Source organism: Halorubrum vacuolatum, from assembly GCF_900188065.1.
GTDB classification, from domain to species: Archaea; Halobacteriota; Halobacteria; order Halobacteriales; family Haloferacaceae; genus Halorubrum; species Halorubrum vacuolatum.
Genome location: NZ_FZNQ01000003.1, coordinates 18016 through 38992, shown reverse-complemented (window position 1 = coordinate 38992; position 20977 = coordinate 18016). Strand labels below are relative to the sequence as shown.

The window sequence follows — 20977 nt, the reverse complement described above, 5'->3', positions numbered from 1 at the left end:
GTGTCACCGATGATGGCGGATCCTAGCTATGTGATGGTGCGTCAGCCGCAGTTGTCCGGGTGCAGTACGCGGCGAAGTTCTCGAGCACTTTCGTCGCGTTGGCGTCAGGAAAGTCAAACTCGCCGTTCGACCAGTCGCTCGGCTCATCGCGCACCCGCTCGGTGAATTCGGGGTGGAACTGCACCGTCCAGATCGGCGCGTCCCGATGACGGCTACAGAAGTGCTCGTTGTAGGACGTTCGCGCCGTCGTGATCAGCTCCGAGGCCGGGTCGACGACGAGGTCGGCGTGGAGGACGGGGACCACCGGATCGACCCCATCGAGGATCGTGTCCTCCGCCACCGATTCCATCTCGACGAAGTGCGCCCGCCGGGTGTCGCGTTCGACCGTTCCACCGAACGCCTGGTGTATCAGTTGGTGACCGAAACAGACCCCGAGCAGCGGCACCCGCGCATCACGACAGCGTCGGACGATCTCGGTGGCGGGGGTGAGCCAGTCGTCGTGGTCGTCCGCATACACGCTGGCCGTGCTTCCGCTGAGCACCACACCATCGTACTGTTCCACGTCCGGCACGGTCGGATCGTCCACGAACGCGACATACGTGGTCTCGGCGGGGAGATGGTGGGCGATCTCCGGGCCTAGATAGCGATAGTTCGGGTCGATCTCAAGGTCGACGACGAGTATCATCGGCTGACCGTAGGCGTCGACGCGCTAATACATGATGGGTCGAAACGCCGGCGACGAGGGTGAGCCGCTGACACGACGGGAGCCGGTATCACGCGTCGCGAGTGGGTGACGACGAAGAAGTCCCGTCTCCCGTTATAAGTTCTGCACGTACTGGGTTCGCTCCCAGTCGGTGACGACATCGCGGAACGCCTGGAGCTCCGCACGTTTTGAGGCGGTGTAGACGCGGATCACGTCCTCGCCGAGCCACGAACGGATCACGTCATCGTTCGCTAACGCCCGCAGCGATCGCTCGGGTGAGATGGGCAGGGATGGACGTTCCCCATCCGGATCCGAATCGACCGGCTCGGGTGGCTCGATACCCGCTTCCACGCCGTGGATCCCCGCCGCCAGCGTGCTCGCGATCACCAGATACGGGTTCGCGTCCGCGCTCGGGATCCGGTTCTCCACCCGCGTCGTTCCCGACGGAATGCGAACGCCCACCGTTCGATCATCGAATCCCCAGGAGGCCGTCGACGGGGCGAAAGAGTTTGGCTTATATCGTTTAAACGCGTTGAGCGTCGGCGTTCCGAGGGCCGCAAGCGCGTCGGCGTGTTCGAGGATCCCGCCCACGAACCGTCGACCGAACGCGGAGAGCCCATCGCCGTCTGCGAACACATTGTGACCAGCTGATCGGCCGCCGACGTGGAGATGATAGCCGCTGCCGGCACGGTCGCCGAACGGTTTCGCCATGAACGTCGCCCAGCGGTCATGCTCCCGGGCGGTCTGTTTGACCAGCCGTTTGAAATCGAACGTCCGATCCGCCTGCGTCAGCGGATCCCCGTACTCGAACAGCGCCTCGAGCTGGCCGGCCCCGTGTTCGTGCATGATCGAGTGAACCGGAACCCCATACGTGTCGCTCCACGCCGCGAGGTCGTTCGTGTACGCCGACAGCTCCTCGGTCGCCCACGACATGAACTCGTGTTTGTGTGAGGTAGCCGGCTCATACCGCCCGTCCACCGCATCGAGGAGGTAGAACTCGAGTTCGCTCCCGACGGTGAACGCGATGGCATCGTCACGACCCTCGATACGGTCGATCATCCGTTGTAAGGCGGTTCGAGGGGCCGCCGTAAGCGGGTCGCCAGCAGCCGTCGTGACATCACAGAGCACCCGGACCGCGTCATCACGCCACGGCAGCGGCCGAACCGTCCCCGGGACGGGCTGGAGCATCCCATCCCCGTAGCCGATCTCCTCGCCGAGTCCGGACCCTTCAGGAACGTCGTTTCGAGGCGTCTGTGCGAGGATCAAGAGGTTGACCGTAAACCCATCCTCCCAATGTTCGAGAAAGTACTCCGGGGAAACCTGTTTACTCCGTGAGATGCCGTTGATGTCCGGAAACTCGAGAAAGACGTGATCGATCCCATCCGCGGCGATCCGGTCACGCATCCGATCGACCGCGGTGTCCGTACGCTCTCCCACGGCGATCACCACCACCCGAGGGCGGTGGAATCACCCGGTCGGTCGATCGCTGGTCGATCGGTCGCTACTCGGTCGATCGCTAGTCGATCGGTCGGCGTGTGATGGATGCACATCGTTTTCGAATCAGATCCACCTCTCGAGGCCGCAGACATAAATCATTCCGAGAGTGTAACGGCTCCGTCGGTCAGTACGGCGGATCCTCGAGTGCCATGCTCACGGATTTCGTCCGGAGTGTTCGTCGATCGTCTGGATGGCACACTCACGGCCGATCCCCGAGCGTTCGTAGCCGCCGAACGGCGTGCCCGGCACCGCCCCGAACCACTGAGTGATCCACACGCTCCCCGCGTCGATGTCGGCTGCAGCGCGATGGGCGGCGGAGTGACGGTCGTCGCGACGCCAGCGATCAGCCCGTACGGGACGTCGTTGGCGATCTCGATCGCCTCGGGAAACTCGGAGAACGTCATCACGAACGGCGCCGATCCAAACACTTCCCCGCGGGCGATCCGGATATCGGGCTCGACGTCATCGAACGGTGGATTGTGGAGGAATTGTCGGATTCATCCTGACCCCAAAGGGTCAGGTATTCTCCTGTGCTTTATAAACCGACGAGCCCGTGTTCAGAGCCCGTCGTATGGGCCGGCTTTCGCCGCCGTCAGCCGCTCGACCTGTTCGTCCGAGAGGTCGAGCGTCGCCGCCGCGAGGTTTTCGGTCAGCTGCTCCACCGTTCGCGCGCCGACGATCGGGGCGGTGACGCCCTCACGGTGGGAGAGCCACGCGAGCGCGACCTGGGCGGACGAGGCGTCCACCTCGTCGGCGACGTCGTCGAGGACGTCGTGCAGGTCGAAGTTCTCCGCGGTGAGGTAGGAGTCACGGAAGCGGCTCGACTCCGCGACCCGGGAGTCCTCTGGCAGGTCCTCGGCGCGATCGTACTTCCCGGTGAGAAACCCCTGTCCGAGCGGACTCCACGGACAGAGCGCGAGGTTCCGCTGACGGGCGAACTCGAGGTAGTCCCCCTCGATCTCGCGGTCGACGAGGTTGTATCGCGGCTGAAGGACGGTGAACGGCTCCCACCCCTCAGCACGCGCGATGGCGTTCGCACGGGCGACCTTCCACGCGTTCGGCCGCATCGTCGAGGCACCCAAATAGTGGACCGTACCGGATTCGACGAGCCCGTTCAGCGTCTTCATCAGCTCCCGTGCCGGCGTCTCGTCGTCCCAGCGATGGATGTAGAGCACGTCGACGTACTCCGTCCCGAGCCGATCGAGCAGCGCGTCGACGCGATGGCGGATGTTCTTGCGGTTCGTCCCGACGCTGTTCGGGTCGCCATCACGGATCTGCCAGTAGATCTTCGAGGCGATCGTGTAGCGCTCGCGGTCGCGCTCTTCGAGCCAGTCGCCGATCCACTCCTCGCTCGCGCCGCCGCCGTAGACGTCGGCGGTGTCGATATAGCGGCCGCCGGCCGCCTCGTAGGCGTCGAGGAGTTCGTGTGCCCGCGCCTCATCGATCTCCGTATTCCCCGCCTCGGTCGTGCGACCGAAGCGCCACGTGCCGAGTTGCAGCTCGCTCGTTCGGATACCGGTACGGCCGAGCGGGACGAACTCGAGGTCGATCTCCTCGGGTGAACGCGTCATCGGCGGCCGTTGGGTCCCTCGAGGTGAAAAGCTGCCTGAACCGGATGCGACGCCGTGTCACAGGGTTCGGGGATGGCGGGTGTCGAGGATAGCGGGGCTATCAGTCGTCCGCGAGCAGCGATTCGAGCTCGTCCAGGCGTTCGCATGCATCGAGATAGGCGTCGGACGCCTCCAAGCGCCCCGGCGGATGAACCGCTTCCAGCAGCGAGATTCGGGCCGCGATCGCCGCATGCTCACGGCGTTCGGACGGCTCGTCTCGACGTGCAAGCTGGCGATCGACGGCCTCGAGAAGGGTCGATCGAACCACGGGCTTGCGGAGAACGTCGTCACAGTCGAGATCGAGGAGGTCGACGGTGGGTCGGTCACCGATGAGCGCGATCGTTCGTGGGGTCGATCCGACGACCCGCCGCATCCGCGGGAGCGAGAGTCCCGGGAATCTCTCGTCGAAGACGACGACCGTCGGCTCCGTTCCACGGTGATCGGCGAATTCGTCGGCGTCGTGAACGCGGATCACGGTGTAGCGGTCGCTCATCCATCCTCCGTACATCTCGGTGATCCGGCGATCGCCGTCCGCGAGCAACACGACCGGGTCGTCCGGTTCGAGATGGCGTCGGCCCCAGTCGTCGAGCGCGTCGAAGACGGGGGCCATACCCTGACCCGCCTCGGTCGCCGTGTACTGGACGCGGAGGGGGGACTCGCTCGTGACGCGACGGCGGATCAGTCCGGCGTCGACGAGGGTATCGAGTGTCTCGGAAAGGACCTTCCCCGACACGTCGGGGATCCGTCCGAGGATGTCGTTGAAGCCGAGTGGACCCTCCCGGATGAGGAGGATGAGAACGGTCGGACGCCACTTTCCGGCGAGCAGCGACAGCGCATCGAGCGCCGGCCGTCGGTCCGACGACGCATCCGGTCCGTCCCTGGACATGTCATTTCCTGCGCGGGACGAAGATATAACTCTTGAGCCCCCGTCACGGTCGATAAACCCGTTTCCATGACAGTACCCGCTCCCGAACACCCCGTGACCGACTCCCCACCGAAAACGGATCGGTCACGAGATCCACCGTCGAGACGACGGCGATCGGCACCCGCATCGTTCGGCGATCGGCGTGGGATACCGTTCCGTCGAGGACACCGATGACCGACGACCGAACAGGCCGCGAGAACATCGATAACCGAGCCGACCGCGAGGCCACGAACGGTCCAAGCGCCGGCAAGGGGATAGAAGACGTCGACCTGCTGCTGGTGGAGGACAACCACGACGACGCACGGTTCGTCGAGCGGCTCGTACACGAACGACAGTCGCTCCGACGCACCGACGGGGGGACCCCGATGATCGAGGTGAGAAGCATCGATCACGTCGACCGACTCGCCGACGCCATCGGACGCGTTCGCTCGAAACAGCCGCCGGACGTCGTCCTGTTGGATCTCATGTTGCCCGACAGCCGCGGGCTCACGACCGTCGAACGCATGCTCGACGGGGCACCGACGATCCCCATCGTCGTCCTCACCGGACAGGACGAACCCGTCGTCGGGATCGAGGCCGTGCGGCGCGGCGCGCAGGACTATTTAAACAAGGACGACATTACCGGGGAAGGAGTGTTGCGCGCGCTCCGCAACGCGATGGAACGAAGCCGCACCCGTCGGGAACTCGCCGACCGGAACCATCGGCTCGACCTGTTACACCGGATCGTCAGGCGCGACATCCGAAACGAACTGAGCGTCGTCATCGGACTGGGCGACGGCCTCCGTGAATCCGTCCCGCCGGCGGAGGTCGACGCGGTCGAGACCTTACTGGAGGCGGCCGAGCGCGCGGCCGAACTGACCGACACGGCCGCGGACGTGATCGACGTCATCTCGACCGACGAGGTCGGTTCCGTGCGCGACCTCCATGCGGCGTTGGATGCCGCGATCGATCGCGTCCACGCGGAAACCGCCGTGAGGGTCGTTGTCGATCCGACCGATACCGACGTCGATGAACCGATCACGGTGCGAGCATCGCCCATGTTGGAGTCGGCGTTCGTGCAGCTGCTCTCGGACGCCGTGGACCGCGTCGACCGACCCGATCCGCGCGTGGACACAACCATCGAAGTGACCGAAACGAGCGCGTCCGTGGCGTTCACGGGCGACATCGATGGCCGATTCGGTACGCATCACGACAGCGCAACCGAACCGATGGCCGGCAGGTCAACGACCGCCGGCGACGGTCCGAGCGACCGGGACCCGCCGCGCTCGGCGATGCGGGTCGGATCGTACCTCGCGGCGACGCTTTTCGAGTCGTTCGACGGCGACATCCACGTCGAACGGGAGGGGGATGGCCCACGGATAACGGTCACGCTGCCGCGCGCGCCGTGTCGAACGGCGGGACGTAGCGAGGAGTAGGGAGGATCGAGATGGAACCAGCCTTCGCGTGGCAACACACGATCTACGCGTATCCGATCCTGCTTGCCGCCGCCATTTCGTTGGCGCTTGCGGCCTACGCGCTTCGATATCGACGGGGGATCGACGGCCATCCCGTCACGCCGGGTGACGACTCCGTCCTGCTCACCTTCGCGGCGATGAACGTCGCGATCGCGGTCTGGACCGGCTTCTCGGCGCTGAAGCTGCTCAGCGCCGACGTTGGCGTGCAGTTTCACGCGTATCGGCTGCTCTATTTCGGTAGCTCCTCGGTCGGGCCGTTGTTGCTGTTGTTCGTCCTCGCATACACCGGTCGGACGCGATGGCTTCGCCCGCGGTTCATCGCCGGGCTCTTCGCCGTTCCGGTCGTCTTCTGGCTGCTGCTCTTTTGGAACCCATCCGGGATCGTCATCGCCGGAACCCACGTCGTCGATGTCGACGGGCTGGTCGTCCTGCGAACGACGACCGGCCCGGCACACGTCGCGTTGAGTTTCACCTATGCCGCGTTGATCGCGCTCGTGACGCTCACGCTCGTCGGGATCGAAGGCGTGCGACGGGGACGGACATACCTCCCACAGACCGCCCTCCTCGTCGTCGCCATCATCACGCCCATCGCTACGAGCGCGCTCACCTCCGCGGCGGTGCCGCCGTTCACCGTCGACGCCGTGAACTACGTACCCATCTCGACGGTCGTTTCCTCGCTCGCGCTCGGCGTGGCGACCGTCCGCTATCGAGTCCTCGACCTCCGGCCGATCGCCTATCGAGCCGTTATCGACGACACGCCGGATGGTATCCTCGTCCTCGATGCGAGTGGGCGCGTCGTCCACGCCAATCCGACGGTCTCCTCGTTGCTCGGCGAGGAAGCGCCGACCATCGGAGACCGGCCAGAGCAGGGTCCGCTGGCGACGGCGATTTCGGGAGCTGCGGCGCCGAACGGAGGGAAGGAGATCGCGAGCGCTCGGGATACCGGCGGACGGACGGACGAGCGAACGGACGCCATGGAGGTCGAGGAAACGATCCGAACGACGGTCGAACTCCCCGCCGGCGGGGATGCCGAGTTCCTTGAGGTCCGCTCACGGCCGCTCCGGCGGCGGGGGAGACATCTCGGGCAGGTGATCGTGCTCCGCGACGTCACGGTACAAAAGCGCCGCGAGCAGGATCTGGAGGCGTTCACCGGCGTCATCTCACACGACCTTCGAGCGCCGTTGCGGACGACGGAACGCTATCTCGGCGCGCTGCAGCGGCAGGTCGGTGATGACCTGGATGAGGAAGCCGAAATGCTCCTTTCTGTCGCACGGGCGAACAGCCGGCGGGGTCACGAGATGGTGACCGACCTGCTGGCGTACTCGCGGATCGGCATCGAGGACGAGCCGACGGAGCCCGTCGATTGTGATCGGCTCGTCGGAGAGGTGCTCGACGCGCTGCGTTACCGGATCGACGAGTGCGAGGCGACCGTGGCGATCGAGGACCTCCCGACGGTACACGGGGTCGAACACCTGCTTCGACGGCTCCTGCAGAACCTGATCGCGAACGCCGTAGAGCACGCCGGGCCCGCGCCGACGGTCACGCTGTCGGCGACGCGGGAGGGGTCGATGTGGCGGATCGTCGTTCGCGACGACGGTGTCGGGATCGACCCGAGGGAACTGCAGTACGCCGCCGAGCCGTTCACTCGGGGCGCCGACGTCGACCGCGACGCCGGAACCGGAATGGGGCTCGCCATCTGTGAGCGGATCGTCGTTCGGCACGGGGGCGAGTTGACGATCGACTCGACGCCGGGATCGGGGACGACGGTCGCGTTCACGCTGCCGGCCGTGCCGGAGCCCCCGGACGAGGATCGATAGCCTACGCGTCGATCGGCGTGGCCAGCCGTGAGGTTACTTCAAGGTAAGTGGGTAGGTGAGTTCGAGGTTCGCGAGCCGTTATTACCTTTCCTTGGGAGATATCAACAACCGAGACCAGCCACGACCGGGACGGGGCGAACGGTGGCCTCTTGCACGGGAACGATCGTGCCGTCTCCAGCGTCGTGAGGCTCTCGGCGAACGAATCCGCGGTCGTCACCGATCGGATCGATCGATCCGGGGGGACCGATCGGGACAATCCGACGGGCAGATCCGTTCGGGCACCGACGTCGTCGGTTGCCAAACGGGGTGTCGGTCCCGCCGCCATGCGGCGGTGACCACCGGAGCGGCTCTTTGCCGTTGACGGCGCGGGTCGTGAGTGGAGAATGCAATATGAGAGACGGATATTCAACTACTGGAGCCGAGCAGGGCAGGGCGGACGAAGGCAGGGCGGTGCGTGAGGGCGCAGACCCAGCGAGCAGTCATGAACATCATCGCGTTCGTAATCGAGTAGGCTCGCGTGATCGTACGGGATTGCTCAGAGCTGTCGGAACAGCCACAGTCGGTCTCGTGATTCTCCTGTTCGTATTGGGCCTCAGCGTGTTCGCTGGAACAACGGCTGCAATAGATTCCCCACAGTGTGACGTTACTGTATCGCCCGGTGACTCGATACAGGATGCTATCACGGACCCAGATGTAGGCGACACGGTCTGTCTTGAGAATGGAACGTACGAGCAATCGGTGGTGTTGGACAAACAGGTTTCACTTAAATCAGTCCCGGGAGCATCACCGGTACTTGAACCGGGTGATGCGGATGGAACGGGAATCAGTATCTCGGCGAGTGAGGCCTCAGTCGTTGGGATCACTGTGCAGAACTTCCCGGGACATGGAATCCGAGTCGACGGAGCAACCGATGTGACCGTTGATGACGTAACCGCTACCAACAACGGTGGTGTTGGGATCCTCTTCGAGAACGCGCGGGATGGGACTGTTACAGGAAGTACCGTCACCGGAAACGGGTTCGAGCTCGACGAGGACGCCCCCGGAATCCGGTTCTTTGATTCACCGGATGGTGAGATCAGCGAGAATCACGCCAGCGACAACGCCCGGCAGGGGATCAACGTATGGAACCTCTCGGCGGGTACATCGGTCGAATCGAACACCGTCACGGGGAACGAGATGTCTGGAATCTATATCCAAGATGCAAATTCGGTGACGATTGAAGACAATACGGCTGAGGACAACGGGTTCCGCGGGATTCACGTTCAAGGCAGCGATGAGTTCGTTGACGAGCAGCGAGTCTTAACAGGTATTGAGGTTCGCGGGAACAAGATTAGTAACAACAGCCAATCCACGGCGGGAGACGCGCCATACACTGGGATTTTTGTCCAGAGTGTCAATGGGGCACTGGTTACGGACAACACGCTTGAACAGACTCTCCGAGGTGCGATCATCGCCGAGGAAACGATTGACGTTGAGATACGCGAGAACGATATTTCAGATCCGCGTAGCCAGACAAGCCATGTGCTTCAGGCGATAGACTCACAAAATGTCGTTATTCAGGACAATACCCTGACGGACGTCGGTCAGGGAATACTGGTTTCTGAAGACGGGTTCGATACGTTTGGAGATAAGCCGTTTGACGCCTCTAACGCGGAGATTCGTGGAAACGACATCACGAACGTTGAGAACGGCCCGGCGATCCAACTCGGATTCAGTCCAGGACCTTCCGAGACGTATAACGGCTCCGCGAACGCTCTCATCGAGGGCAACGTCATCGAAGACACCTCGAGCGCTTCTATCCTCCTTGTCGGGCTTTCGTCGGGAACCGTCATCGAAAACAACGATGTAACGAACGCGGGCCCATCAGGAATAGAAGTTCAGCGAGGGGGTGGATTCGACCTGACCGATCCCGATCTAACGTTTCTAGACACGACTGACGTCACGGTCACGAACAACCGACTCAACGAGAGCAACGCGGGTGTGAGGCTCGAAGCAACCACGCGCGCCACTGTCGAAGACAACGTTCTCGCTCGAAACGACGTCGGGATCTCTTCGACGCTGAACCAGACCGACACGGTGATTCGCCACAACGAGATTATAGACAGCACTGACGCCGGAATTCGGTTCACTAAAGCTGCTGGTGATCTGCACGCGTACGGAAACCACATCGAAGGCGGTGATGGGAACGGCATTCAGGTCGGCTCGGCGGGAGGCGGCACGTTCGAAAACAACACGATCACCGATGTCGGCCGGTTTGGCGTGATGTTTTACGATAACTTCTGGCAAGGTACGGGCACCCCGCGGTCGACCGGTGGAGCATTTAGTGACCAGCGCAACGAGGCGCTGTTGATCGACAACGAGATTTCGAACGCCGGCGTCGACGGCGTCCGTGTCGATTTCGGGACCGGTATCGAAATCCGAGACAACGAAATCACCGACAGCGCGGAACATGGGGTCCGTCTTGCATACCGCTCTTCGACCGTTGACGGCATCGCAGAGGACTTCTTCCGTGCGGCTGAGGACACCACCGTATCCGGAAACGAAATCATTGGCAGTGGCGAGATCGGACTGTACGTCGATACCATCGCCAACCCCATTACGCCGGGTGGAAGCGGCGGAGGCGGATCTAGTGATCCTGACCCCGAGAACGAGTTCCCGTCGGGCGTGTTCGTGACCGACAACCAGTTTGAGTCGAACGGGGACGGCACCGTGTTCACACCCTACGTTTCCGAAATTGAGATTGAGAACAACACCTACGTCGACCACAACACAGACCTCGTTCTCGATCGCGTGAGCGATGTTGAACTGTTTGACAACACATTCGAGGCAGGAATACTCGTCGACGGTGAGGAACTCGAGCACTTCGCACACGGCGCCGACAACAATGTTTTCGAAGACGACTCGCCGCTGTTCTACGCGACTGGTGAGTCCGGGACCGAAGCCCCATCGGATGCGAGACAGGTCTTTGTCGTCGGTTCTACCGATGTAACGGTTAATGCGATCGAGAGTGAGGGAGTGCCGATCGGTCTGCTTGTCTTCGAAAGCGATGATGTGTCAGTTACTGATATGTCCGTGACCGAGGCGGGTTCGGGCGGTGACCGCGGGATTGCAGTCCTTGGCGAAACGACAATCGATATTTCTGGCACGACAGTTACCGGATATAACACCGGTATCTGGTTCGAGGGGGTTGAAAACGCGACTTTCACCGACGGAGAGATTGTCGACACAACCGGTGAGGGCGACGGTGCCGGTGGCATCGTCGCAGCCGATTCGACCAACGTCACGATTGCGATGAGTGATCTATCTGGACACGCATCCCACGCGATTCGGTTCGACGAGGTCGAGGTGGGAACTATTGAGTCGAACGAAGTCAACAGTTCCGAGAGAGGAATATGGGTCCGGAACTCAGGGGCGGTAGACATCTCTCATAATGATGTCCAAGAGACTACCGAACGAGGAATAAATGCTTTTTCGGCCGGTATACCGCCTGAATTCGAGACTGCGACAGTTATCGACTCGAATCGTGTCACGGATGGCGATGACGTCGGGATTTCCGGAAGCGATGCCGAGGCGGTGACGAACAACACGGTCCGTAACAACGAGAGAACCGGGATCAACGCGGATGGAGTCATCGCCGACAACCACGTTGAGAATAACGGGAACGGAATCGTCGGCAGTTCCAATATCGATTCGATCCGGAACAACACGATTCTCCAGAGTCACGGGAACGACCGTTTTACCGAGGGTGATGGAATCCAAATCACGTCTGCGACAACAGTCGATATCGAAAACAATGAAATCAAGAACAACGACAGATTCGGGATATATACTCGTAATGCCGACATCGTTACCATTCTGAACAATACAGTCGCCGATAACGCAGACCATGGCATTGAGATAGAGACGGTCGCTGATGTGATCGTTGAAGATAACAGTATACGTGGCCACGATGATGGTGGAATCCTAAACGATGCTGCTGGTCTGAGAGTCGACGCAGACGGGCTAATCACGATAGGGTCGAATACGATAGAGGACAACACAGACGGACTACGGATCGAATCCGTCGGCGATGAGGGTGTCGGCGTCACGGGAAACCAGATTTTGGCTAACACCCGTGGTGTCTATGTCGGTCCAAATGCCAATCAAATCACGATAACCGGGAACGATATCGATGGAAACAGTGGTTTCGGCCTCCGATACGACGGCGGCACTTCGACACTTGACGCGACAGACAACTGGTGGGGTGCCGAGAGCGGCCCAAGCACGACTGGAAGCGACGGGCCGTTCGTCGATGCCGGAACAGGTGCTGAAGCGGACGGCGACGGTGACGCGATCCAGGTCGACAGCGGGCCGATCCAGTTCACGCCGGTCGCGACAGCTCCACAGAGCGGCGCGGAAGACCCGGGAGACGGTGATGTGCCTGAGGAAGATGGAACGATCACCGGCGTCATCACTGCCGACGGTGAGCCAGTCTCCGGTGCTAGCGTGTCCGTGGCCGGCACGAGCACCGAAACGAATGCCGACGGTGAGTACGCAATCGATGTCGCGCCCGGGACATACACCGTCACGATCACAACGTCGGATCCCGCGCTCGACAGTGAAAGCGTCAGTAATGTCGAAGTGAGCTCGGATTCGGTGACAACCGTTTCCGTCGAACTCGAACCGATACCGCTCGGAACGATCGAGGGAACGGTCACGGCTGTCGATAGCGGGGAACCCGTCCCCGGCGCTCTCGTGCGGGTCATCGGTGAGTCTTCTAAAAGTGTAACCACGAACGAAACGGGCGAGTACGCGGTCGACGTCGCTCCCGGTACCTATGAGGTCTCGGTGTCCGTCGAGGGCCTCGGACTAGAGCCGACGACCGTCAGCGACGTCGAAGTGGCCGACGGCGAAACCAAGACCGTCGATGTTGCTCTCGAACCCGTCCCTGAGCCCGCGACGATCACTGGTACCGTCACTGATGGAGATGAGGATCCGATCACCGGCGTTCCGATACAGGTTATTGACGCGGAAACCGGCGAGATCGTCAGTAGTCCGAGCGAATCGGTGGATACCGTTATGCAGACGGACAGGGACGACCGCGAACTGATTGATTTGGGCTCCGTCACGAACGAGACCGGCGAGTATGCGATCGACGTGCCACCCGGAACCTATGAAGTCAGCATCTTCACCGAGGAGTTGATCGCAGCACCGATTACGGTAACCGTAGATGAAGGAGAAGCGGTGGAAGACGTTGACCTCACTGCTGAACCGATACCCGACCCGGATGAGGTCGAATTCACCGTCGATATCCTCGGGAATGAAAGTACGGTCGATGTCCAAGACGGCGAGGAAATCACGGTCGTTGCTGAGATTACCAACGATGGCGACGTCACAGCCGCTGTGATCACCGTCATGGCCGCTGGCGTCATAGACGGAGACGAACTCCCTACAGATGTCGACCCATTGGATGTGGATTTCAGAGAATCTCCGCTCGTTCTCGCTCCAGAAGATACGATTACGGAAACCTTCGCAGTTGCGTCAAAGCCTGAATTTGATGGCGCCGATGCGGTAGTCGCCGTGAGCGAAATTAAGAATAACACGATCGTTGGGTCCGATACGATCAGCCTCTCGGTGTCCGAGCAGCCAGCCACGCTGGAATCGGTCACGCTCGATGCCGCAGAGACAACCCTTACCGAGGGATCGACGACCCCGGTGACTGTGACGGCGACGTTCGACGATGATTCAACCGAAGACGTCACCGGAGATGCAGCCTTCGACAGCAGCGATACCAGGGTCGTGTCGGTTGATGGATCTGCTCTTACAGCTGAGAGTTCAGGAACGGCGACCGTGACCGCAACGTACGAAGGTGAAACGGACAGCGTCGAGGTGACCGTCGAAGCTGACGACCAACCAAGGCCAGAAGTTGCGGTCACCAACGTTATCGGCAATGGCGAAGACACCGATCCCGTAACCGGGATGCCCCGCGTCTACGCGAGCGAGGACGTGTCCGTTGAACTCGAGGTTGTCTCCGATGTCGAATTGGAGGACGTAGCGGTTTCGGTTAGCTCGCTCGAGACGACCTACACGCGCACATTCGAGGCGACCCACCAGGGCGGTGACGCATGGACGGCAACGGTGACTCTCGCCGCGATCGAAGACGATGGACGGTACGAGATTGTTGCGGACACCACCGATACGAACGGAGCCGTCACAACGGGCGACGCCGACGAGGTCCTGCTAATCGATCGCGAGACACCGGCCGTTTCGACGACGCTACAGAACGCCAGCGGGAACGGCCCGAGCCTGCTGGTGGAAAGCGACACGCCGCTCGCGAACGTTCCTGAAATCGATGCCGACGTTGAAGCCCTGCTGGGCGACTTCGTCGGCGGCTCTGTCGAACTCGATATCGGGGGCGAACAGGTTCAACCCGGTGACACCCGCATCTTCGTCCAACCGGGCGATACGCGGTTCTTTGTCCAGCCCGGAGACACACGCGACGACGATGAGAATGGCGATACGTCGGTTCAACCAGGCGATACCCGAATCTTCGCCGAGAACGACAAGCTCAAGATTACAAGCGAGGACGACGGCACCCCGGTCGCCGTCCACCCCGGCGACACCCGTGACGGCGACGATGAACAGGTTCAGCCGGGCGATATGCGCCTCTTCGTCCAACCTGGAGACACCCGTATCTTCGTTCAGCCCGGCGACACTCGCCTCGACGACAACGGTGATACATCGGTTCAACCGGGTGACACCCGAATCTTCGCTGAGAATGACGAACTCAACATCGCCGGTGGAGACGACGAGACATCGGTTCAACCTGGGGACACCCGCATCTTTGTCGATGAAGGCGGGAAACTCAACGTTGGAGATGAAAACGGCGTGACCTCGGTTCAACCTGGTGATACGCGAATCTTCGTCAACGAGGGTGGTGACATCGAAATTACTGACGGTGAGAACACCGTCCAACCGGGCGATACTCGCATCTTCGTCCAGCCCGGAGATACCCGCATCTTCATCGATGACGGTGAGCTCAAAGTATCGCGCGAAATCGATGAGACCGCTGTCCAGCCGGGCGACACGCGGATCGGAACCAGCCAAGGTGATCGCCTCTTCGTCCAGCCAGGTGACACTCGTCTCGAAGACAACGACGAGACAGCCGTTCAACCGGGCGACACCCGTATCTTCGTCGATGAGGGCGGCGAGCTCGCCGTGTCCGGTGGGAACGGTGCCACGTCGGTGCAGCCGGGTGACACTCGCATCTTCGTTCAGCCCGGCGACACCCGTCTCGAAGACAACGGTGCCACGTCGGTGCAGCCGGGTGACACTCGCATCTTCGTTCAGCCCGGCGACACACGTCTCGAAGACAACGGTGCCACGTCGGTGCAGCCGGGTGACACTCGCATCTTCGTTCAGCCCGGCGACACACGTCTCGAAGACAACGGTGCCACGTCGGTGCAGCCGGGTGACACTCGCATCTTCGTTCAGCCCGGCGACACACGTCTCGAAGACAACGGTGCCACGTCGGTGCAGCCGGGTGACACTCGCATCTTCGTTCAGCCCGGCGACACCCGTCTCGCTGTGCAGCCCGATAAACCACGCACGTACGCGTTGCGGAACGTCGGAACCGACCTCGCAGGCAACGACGTGGTCGATGAGACGTCGATTAGCCTGAATCCCGGATTCACGCTCAATGATCCCGTCCTCGAGGTTGGAGATAGCAGTACGAAAGTCGAATTCACTGGCGCTGCGGGGGCTGACAAAGACAAAGAACGGTTCACATCGCTGTCGGAGACACGTGCCAACGCGAATCTTGAAGATGACCAGTTGGGTGTGGGATTCCTCACTGGCACCTTCGACGGCGAACTCAACGACATCGACGCGTCGATCATGATGGCAATCGACGAGTCCGAACTTCCTGACGGCGCGTCGGCCGGCGATGTCGAGTTGCAGTACTACGACGACGCAAGTGAAAGCTGGACGACTGATCCAATCATTGACTCAACGACCGGGTTAGACGGGAACGATCCGTTCTTGAGTGCCTCAGTCACCGGGTTCTCGACGTACGGCGCGTTCGTGCCCGACACGGACGCACCGCGGATCACCGACGCGTCCCCGTCGGACGGTTCCACGCTCGATGCGGACACCGAGGAGACCACGGTTCGGTTCGAGTACGAGGACGACCGGTCCGGCGTCGACGTGGGATCGGTAACCCTTGAGATCGACGGTGAGGACGTCACCGGCCACGAAGAGACCAGCATCACTTCCTCGAGTGCGGAACACGTCATGCCGGTCGAACCGGGCGAGTCCTACGGCGCGACCGTCACCGTTGCCGATACCGCCGGCAACGTGGAAACGGCAGAGACCGGGTTCACCGTTGAAACGGCACAGGAAGCTGACGACGGATCGAGCAGCAGTTCTGGATCCTCCGGCAGCGGAAGCGGGTCCGGCTCGTCCGGCTCAGCAGCCGACGACGAGGAGCCAACAGAGGAAGACGTTGAGGAAGCGACCGACGACGAGGAGCCAACAGAGGAAGACGTTGAGGAAGCGACCCCCGACGAGGAGCCAACGACAGAGGAAGACGTCGAGGAGCCGACATCCGATGACGCTGAGGAGTCCACAGAAACGGAGACCGCTCCCGACGAGCCACTCGAAGAGGAGGTTGGAACGGACGACTCGATCCCCGGATTCGGTCCGGCTGTCGCGTTCGTCGCGATCGTGTCGCTCCTCCTCGTGGCGAGTATCGCGGCGCGCAGCCGGCGGTAAACGTCGGAGCAGCCCCGTAGATCTGAGTTGATAAGAGAACGAAGGAACTACTCCTCGGCTGCGAGCGCCTCTTCGCGGAGCCGTTCGCCCTTTTCGGTCTCCACGGTGAGTTCCGGAACCTCGACGGGGCGGCGATCCTCATCGACGGCGACGAAGACGAAGTGCGACTCCGTCGTCACTTCGCTTTCGCCCGTGAGCGGGTCCTCGCCGTAGGCACGAACGCGGACGTTGACGCTCGTTCGGCCCGATTTATACACATACGCCTCGACGAGCGCAATGTTGCCGATGTCCAGCGGGCGTTCGAAATCGACCGAGTTGATGTGGGCGGTCACACAGGGGTTGCCCGCGAACCGCATCGCCGACATCGCCCCCGCCTCGTCCATCCAACGGAGGACGTTGCCGCCGTGAGTGCTTCCCAGGTTGTTCGCGTGGTGCGGCTGGATGCGGTTGCGATCCTCGATATACGTGTGGAGTAACTCGACCATCGTTCCCCGTTTACCGAGCGGGGTTAGAAAGCCATCGACGGGAGGTCGTTATCGAGGTGGATCGCTTCCCGCCTCGGGCGACATCGCCCGAACCGATCGCCAGCACTCATAGAAAGCGCCGACCGGGTGATAGTCCGGTTCGACACCCGGGGGCTCGGGTGCGACGAGGTCGCCGCCGGCCTCGGGCGCGAGTCGTTTCTCATACCAGACGCCCGCAGGGCCACGATACAGGTCCGTACAGACCGTGAATCGACGGTTGAGTCGACGGAGGCGAGAAGCGGTGTCGGCCGTCCCATTTTTATCCCGGGCGGCCGCCCGCTCAGCGAGCGCCCCGGACGCACCGATCGCCTCGGCGAGCGCCCATCCGTACTGGTCAGAGACGATCGGCGACCCGTCATGCCCGTGGGTGTATATAAATCCGTTCTCGGTCCAGCCGTCGGCGACCGCCCGATCGAACAACGAGAGCGCCCGGGCGTACCATCCCTCGGCTGGACCGGGGGCGTCGCCGTAGCGGTCGAGCAGCGCGAGCAGTTTCGCCCATTCGAGATGGTGTCCCGGTTGATATCCCGGTGGACGGAACTGATGGCGCGGCTCCGACTCGTTGTACGTGAAATCGTGCTCCCAGTCGGCGGTGTAGTGTTCCCACAGTCGACCGTCCGTCGCGGCCGCGAGGTCGACCGTGATCGTCCGCGCAAGGTGCCGGGCGCGGTCGAGATATGCCTCCTCGCCGGTCGCCTCGTACGCGGCGAGATACGCCTCACAGGCGTGCATGTTGGCGTTCTGTCCGCGATACGGCTCCAACTCGTTCCATACAGCGTCGCGGTCGCTTCCCAACATCCCGCGGTCGTCGAAAAACCGGTCCTCGATGAGCCGATGGGTCGTTTCGAGAGTCGATCTCGCGCCCTCGATACCTGCCTCGGTCGCACGGGCACACGCGAGGAGGACGAACGCGTGGCCGTACGCCGAACGCGTCCGATCGACCGGGTCGCCGTCGGCGGTGACGACGAGGTGGTAGCCCTCCTCGCCCCGGTGTCCGTCCTGAAGGAACGAGAGCCCGTGTTCGGCCGCCGAGACGCACCAGTCCGGTCCGGACGCGAGCGCTCCGAGCGCGAAGTTCGCGGTCGCCCGGCAGGTCGCCACGAGATGACGTCGGTCGGCGGTGTACGGGTCTCCGGTTCGAGGATCGAGGAGCCGAAATCCGCGCTCGGCGAGCGTGTCCGGGTACTGCACCCGAAGCGTGGCGAGGAGTCGAGCCCGCCACGGGTCGGCTCGGTTCGCGGGTGGGGACGAAGACATTCTTCGGGAGGATGGTGACGGGAACGTATGGTTCATCTGGTCCCGGCCAACTGAACGCGGGTCAGGAGGGAACCACGCGGACGAGCGGCGCGTTCGTCTCATCGAGCGCGACGTAGAGCGCCCCGTCGTCGGGACCGATGGCCACGTCACGAACTCGCCATCCCTCCGCTTCGAGCAGCGGATCGACCTCCTCGACGACGGGGCGATCGGCGGCAGGGTCATCGATCGTGAAGTGACCGAGATAGGTCCCCGCGAGGTTGCCGACGAACAGGTCGCCTGCCCAGTCGGGGAAGGCGTCACCGTCGTAGATCGTCATCCCGGCGGGCGGGAAGCCACCCGAACCACACTCCCAGTAGTAGACGGGGTCGACGACGTCGTCGCGTTCGTCGGGACGGTCGCCGACGGGGTCGTCGCTCCCGTACTCACAGCCGTAGTGTGCGATCGGCCACCCGTGGTTGCCGCCGCGCTCGACGATCGTGATCGAGTCGCCGTCGCGCTCGCCGTGTTCGGACGCCCAGAGCGCGTCAGTCTCGGGATGACGGGCGAGCCCCTGGGTGTTCCGAAGGCCGTAGGCGTAGATCGAGTCGGCGACGTCGGCGTCGTCGACGAAGGGGTTGTCCTCGGGGATCGACCCGTCGGGTTCGAGCCGGAGGATCGCGCCGAGCTCGTTCGAGGGGTCCTGTGAGTAGTGATCGGGACCGAAGTCCTTGGATCCCCGATCCCCCACGGTCACGTACGCCATCCCGTCCGCGCCGAAGACGACCCGGGAGCCGAAATGCTGTGAGGAGCCGAGGAACGGCTCCGCGGCGTGAAGCGCCTCGAACCCCGCAAGCGCGGGCGCATCGGGATCGAGCCGCCCGCGGCCGAGGTGCGTGGTCGACTCACCGTCGGCGTTCGCCGCGACGTAGGTGAGGTAGACGAAGGGTTCGTCCGGATACTCGGGATGGGTCGTGACGTCCAGCAAGCCACCTTGCCCGGCCGCGAGCACGTCCGGGGTGCCCGAGACGACGGGCGGACCCTCGTCGGCGTCGGGCCCGTCCACGGCGTCGTCGTTGGTCGCATCACCGGGATCGATCAGTCTGAGGTCGCCGTCGCGTTCGGTCGCCAGCAGGCGGCCGTCCGCCGGAAGGAACGCGAGCCCCCACACCCGATCGAGCCCCTCGGCGACCCTCTCGACGGCGTATGGTCCGTCCCGGTCATCCGGACCGTCGTCGTCATCGGCAGCAGCGTCGTCGGCTGTACCTTCCGGTGTGTCGTCGAGACAGCCGACTACCGCCACCGTTCCCCCGACGATGGCCGTTTCACGGAGGAACCGGCGTCTGGTCGGTGAACCGGCCGTCACGTTCGGATCGGTAGTCATCGCTCTGACCGAGATGTTGATCGGCAAGGAGTTGAACGTTGTCACGGGACCGGTCATCGGATAGGTATCATCTCAATGAATTAAAATCGGCGGTTGTCGACGTCTGACAGCGGTGTTATCGGTAACCGTATCTTGAATCCATAAGTTAATATTGTACTATGTGTTCAATACACTAGCAGACCACACGAAACGGAAATGGCAGCCGTACTCGAAGCAAGGACAGGGATCGAAGAAGCAAGATATCTCGAATAAATAGAGTAATACAGTGTCATATGTTCAATCCGCGAATATGCCATGGTAAGTGGGCTTGACAACCGCGGTTGAAGCCGATACGGAAAGTCAAGGAACACCGAGACGAGAATGGCTGTCATCGCTGATATCACCGTTCGAACGCCGGCCGACGAGACGAACATGCTGGTCGAGGCCGCACCTGAAGGGATCGTTCGGATCCCGTTCATGTTTGGTTCCGAGAATATCGTGATCTCCTACGTGCTCGTCCGACGGGATGGGCTCGATGAGTTTCACGGGGAACTGGATGGTCGTAGGGAGAGCGCCGTCACGGACGTTCGGGTGATCGACGAGTTCGTCGCCTACGCATTAGTACATGTCACGTATCCATGGCACGCCGACGCAATCCTCGTCTCGCTGGTCAATGCCGGATTGGACGTTCTTGAAGGACTGGGAACGGCCGAGGAGTGGACGTTTCGCGTGCGGGCCTACGAGTGCGATGCCATCGATCGGTTCGTCGAGAAGTGTACCCGTGCCGGCGCGACGGCCGCTGTGGATCGAATCGATGGAGCGGGCCGGAACGAAGAACCCATACTCACGCCGGCACAGCGCCGAACACTCCACACCGCCTACGAGACCGGATACTTCGAGGTTCCCCGACGGACATCGCTCTCACAGCTCAGCGAACAGTTCGACGTCTCCGATACGGCCGTGTCACAGCGGCTCCGCCGCGGAATCAACGCGGTTCTCGCGGCACAGTTCGACGACGATACCGCATCACCGACCGATTGACACCGGCGTCCCGAGGTGCTTGTCGTGTTTTTTGTAGACGTCACGGATGGGATCGACGT

At 62.3% G+C, this 20977-nt stretch carries 12 protein-coding genes and 1 pseudogene; 4 read left to right on the top strand and 9 right to left on the bottom strand.

Annotated elements, in window-relative coordinates:
- Window positions 1–22: 22 nt before the first annotated feature.
- From CHB65_RS04340 to CHB65_RS04325, 6 genes and pseudogenes are all read right to left on the bottom strand, one after another.
- Window positions 23–685 carry a type 1 glutamine amidotransferase gene (locus CHB65_RS04340; RefSeq protein ID WP_089383839.1) on the bottom strand — a complete coding sequence of 221 codons (663 nt, stop codon included), beginning with the start codon at window positions 683–685 and terminating at the stop codon, window positions 23–25.
- 132 nt (window positions 686–817) lie between these two features.
- Window positions 818–2140, bottom strand: a complete 1323-nt coding sequence (locus CHB65_RS04335; RefSeq protein ID WP_218818915.1) for a glutamine synthetase family protein — start codon at window positions 2138–2140, stop codon at window positions 818–820.
- A gap of 213 nt (window positions 2141–2353) precedes the next feature.
- Entirely contained in the window at window positions 2354–2476 is a 123-nt protein-coding gene (locus tag CHB65_RS17870) for a hypothetical protein (RefSeq protein ID WP_281251548.1), read from the bottom strand.
- Window positions 2477–2583: 107 nt separating this feature from the next.
- Window positions 2584–2628, bottom strand: a pseudogene (locus CHB65_RS17865) (hypothetical protein); the annotation flags it as partial.
- A 129-nt stretch (window positions 2629–2757) separates the two neighbouring features.
- Window positions 2758–3771, bottom strand: a complete 1014-nt coding sequence (locus CHB65_RS04330; RefSeq protein ID WP_089383838.1) for an aldo/keto reductase — start codon at window positions 3769–3771, stop codon at window positions 2758–2760.
- Window positions 3772–3871: 100 nt separating this feature from the next.
- The gene (locus CHB65_RS04325; RefSeq protein WP_089383837.1) at window positions 3872–4696 is read right to left on the bottom strand and encodes a winged helix-turn-helix transcriptional regulator; all 825 of its coding nucleotides are present in this window, start codon (window positions 4694–4696) and stop codon (window positions 3872–3874) included.
- Between the two features lie 209 nt (window positions 4697–4905).
- Here CHB65_RS04325 and CHB65_RS04315 point away from each other — a divergent pair, with 209 nt between their 5' ends.
- The 3 genes from CHB65_RS04315 (at window position 4906) to CHB65_RS04300 (ending at window position 16757) form a co-directional block, all read left to right on the top strand.
- A complete protein-coding gene (locus CHB65_RS04315; protein ID WP_089383835.1) occupies window positions 4906–6150 on the top strand; it encodes a response regulator in 1245 nt (414 codons plus the stop codon).
- An 11-nt stretch (window positions 6151–6161) separates the two neighbouring features.
- Window positions 6162–8006, top strand: a complete 1845-nt coding sequence (locus tag CHB65_RS04310) for a histidine kinase N-terminal 7TM domain-containing protein (RefSeq protein ID WP_089383834.1) — start codon at window positions 6162–6164, stop codon at window positions 8004–8006.
- A 390-nt stretch (window positions 8007–8396) separates the two neighbouring features.
- Window positions 8397–16757 carry a right-handed parallel beta-helix repeat-containing protein gene (locus CHB65_RS04300; RefSeq protein WP_089383832.1) on the top strand — a complete coding sequence of 2787 codons (8361 nt, stop codon included), beginning with the start codon at window positions 8397–8399 and terminating at the stop codon, window positions 16755–16757.
- Window positions 16758–16804: 47 nt separating this feature from the next.
- On the opposite strand, the gene CHB65_RS04295 is transcribed toward CHB65_RS04300, so the two are convergent.
- The 3 genes from CHB65_RS04295 to CHB65_RS04285 form a co-directional block, all read right to left on the bottom strand.
- Entirely contained in the window at window positions 16805–17242 is a 438-nt protein-coding gene (locus CHB65_RS04295; protein ID WP_089383831.1) for an acyl-CoA thioesterase, read from the bottom strand.
- A gap of 48 nt (window positions 17243–17290) precedes the next feature.
- Entirely contained in the window at window positions 17291–18538 is a 1248-nt protein-coding gene (locus CHB65_RS04290; RefSeq protein ID WP_089383830.1) for an AGE family epimerase/isomerase, read from the bottom strand.
- A gap of 61 nt (window positions 18539–18599) precedes the next feature.
- Window positions 18600–19898: a PQQ-dependent sugar dehydrogenase gene (locus CHB65_RS04285; protein WP_089384040.1), complete on the bottom strand. Its 1299-nt coding sequence runs from the start codon at window positions 19896–19898 to the stop codon at window positions 18600–18602.
- Window positions 19899–20258: 360 nt separating this feature from the next.
- Between CHB65_RS04285 and CHB65_RS04280 the strand changes: the two genes are divergently transcribed.
- Window positions 20259–20918 carry a helix-turn-helix domain-containing protein gene (locus CHB65_RS04280; protein WP_089383829.1) on the top strand — a complete coding sequence of 220 codons (660 nt, stop codon included), beginning with the start codon at window positions 20259–20261 and terminating at the stop codon, window positions 20916–20918.
- Window positions 20919–20977 lie beyond the last annotated feature (59 nt).